This window comes from Streptomyces viridosporus (assembly GCF_002078235.1).
Classification (GTDB): domain Bacteria; phylum Actinomycetota; class Actinomycetes; order Streptomycetales; family Streptomycetaceae; genus Streptomyces; species Streptomyces viridosporus.
Genome location: NZ_MSGP01000010.1, coordinates 1 through 1,967, shown reverse-complemented (window position 1 = coordinate 1,967; position 1,967 = coordinate 1). Strand labels below are relative to the sequence as shown.

2 protein-coding genes and 1 pseudogene are annotated in these 1,967 nt (G+C 74.7%); 1 reads left to right on the top strand and 2 read right to left on the bottom strand.

Features of this window, described 5'->3' with window-relative positions:
* Positions 1-148 (top strand): annotated as a pseudogene (locus B7L92_RS44025) (SWIM zinc finger family protein); the annotation flags it as partial.
* Between the two features lie 31 nt (positions 149-179).
* Here the strand turns inward: B7L92_RS44025 and B7L92_RS00960 are convergent.
* Together B7L92_RS00960 and B7L92_RS00955 are read right to left on the bottom strand one after the other, a co-directional pair.
* Complete coding sequence (locus B7L92_RS00960) at positions 180-1,016, bottom strand: MBL fold metallo-hydrolase (protein WP_081235600.1); 837 nt, start codon at positions 1,014-1,016, stop codon at positions 180-182.
* Positions 1,017-1,081: 65 nt separating this feature from the next.
* The gene (locus tag B7L92_RS00955; protein WP_255310704.1) at positions 1,082-1,966 is read right to left on the bottom strand and encodes an urease accessory protein UreD; all 885 of its coding nucleotides are present in this window, start codon (positions 1,964-1,966) and stop codon (positions 1,082-1,084) included.
* Position 1,967 lies beyond the last annotated feature (1 nt).

Sequence of the window (1,967 nt, the reverse complement as noted above, 5' to 3'; positions counted from 1 at the left end):
GGGCCACGTCCAGCTCCGCTTCGGCCGCGACCACCTGTGGTACGCCTACGAGTCCGAACCGGGCCACGACGACTGGTGGCCCCGCGGCACCCCCGACCCCGACCCCGTCGGCGCGCTGACCGGCCTCGACGCACCGGGCGACCCGTGACGGGGGAGGGCGGCGGAGCGGACGCGCCCCGTCAGAGCGCGGTCCGCGCGCCGACGGTCACCCGTTCGCCCGGAGGGCACTGCAGGAGGCGCGCGCCGTGGCCGCGACGCCGGGCCTCGGCGAGGAAGTCGTCCAGCGGGGACTTGAACACCGTGTAGTCGTCGTAGTGGACGGGCATCGCCCTGCGCGGGCGCACCAGGTCGAGCAGGTCGGCGCCCTGCGCGGCGTCCATGGTGACCAGCAGCCCGCCCGGCAGGGTGGTGCCGCCCAGGTGCAGGACCGCCAGGTGGATGTCCGGGTGGCGCCGGGGGATCTCCCGCAGGCCGTCGTACATCAGGGTGTCGCCGGAGAGGTAGAGGACCAGACGGATCTCCCCCGAGCGGTCGCCGAACTCCAGCAGACTGCCCATCACCGGGGGGAGCAGCACCCGCGCCGGCCCGGGACCGTGACGGCCGGGCAGCGCGGTGATGCGCACGGAGGAGTCCCCGTGCCGCACCGTGCGGCTCTGCCAGGTGCGCAGGCCGGTGGCGTGGCGGAAGCCGTACAGGCCCTTCAGCAGGCGGCCGGCGTGCGGGGTGGTCACGAACGGCAGACCGCGGTCCAGTCCGCGCCGGGCCACCCGGTCGAAGTGGTCGCCGTGCAGATGGGACAGCACCACGGCGTCCAGGTCCGCGTGCGGCAGTTCCGCGACGTCGAGGGCCGGTTCGGTGCGCCGCCGCGACACCAGTCCGTAGCCGAGGTGGGCGAACTGTCCGCGGTGGAGGAAGTTCGGATCGGTCAGGAGCGTCAGCTCCCCGTAGCGGATCAGCAGGGTGGCGTTGCCGATGAACTGGATCTCGGCGGCGCCCTCGGGCGGCATGCCTTCCATGACCGGCCCCTTTCCTCACCGGGGGTGTCCCGTCCTCGGTCCCCGGGTGATCCGCGACCGCCGTTTCACACCCCCGGGCACTCGGGGAGGGGGTCCCGGCCGTCCCCCGCGGCCGGTGCGGGCCCCGCGGTCGTGTCCGGGTGGTGCCGTGAACCGCCGGAGGCGGGTACCGGTGAGGTGTCGTCGGAGGCGTGGGCGAGCGCCGCGTCGAGGAGACGGCGCAGACGGTCGGGTGTCGGTGCGACGGCGGTGGTCAGCAGCGCCGGGGCGTCGGCGAGCGGGGCCATGACCGCACACCCCTCCGCCGGGCCGTCGCCGATCACGAGGGGTTTCCGGTCGGTGTCCACCTCCGGTCCGACGATGAGGAGTTGCCCGGTCGTGCGGTGACCGCCGAGGACGGCGGGGCCGTTCCACGCCGTTGCCGGGTCGCCGTGGACGGTGTGCTGGTCGAGGATCGCCCGTCCGTCGCGCCGCACGGTCAGGCGGGTGGAGAGGAGGCCCGGTGGCTCCGCGGTGCGGCCGAGGACCTGTTCCTCCCGCAGGAGCAGGCGGGAGGTGGGGGCGAGGTCCACGTCGAACGTCTGCCGCAGGGTGCTGCCCCGGGTGCTGATCAGCGGCTGGGGCAACCAGTTCAGGCAGGCGTGCGGGCCGACGGCGAGCCGTACGTCGTAGGTGGCGGGGTCGGCGGTGGAGCCGCGCAGGGCGATGGTGGCGGCCGCCGTGGTCACTTCGAGCCGGGTCCGTGCCTCCGCGGTGATGTCGAGTGCGAGTCTGTCCCCGCCCAGGGGCGCGCTCATCGCGCCGATCACGCCGACCCGTGCCCACGGTCCGCGGGACTGCAGCCGACGCAGGTGGAAGGGGCCGTCGCTGTGCAGGAGCGGGACCGTCGTGGTGTGGCCGTTGTGCCTGGTCCGGATCCGGGCGGTGGCGCGGATCCGGACCAGGCACAAC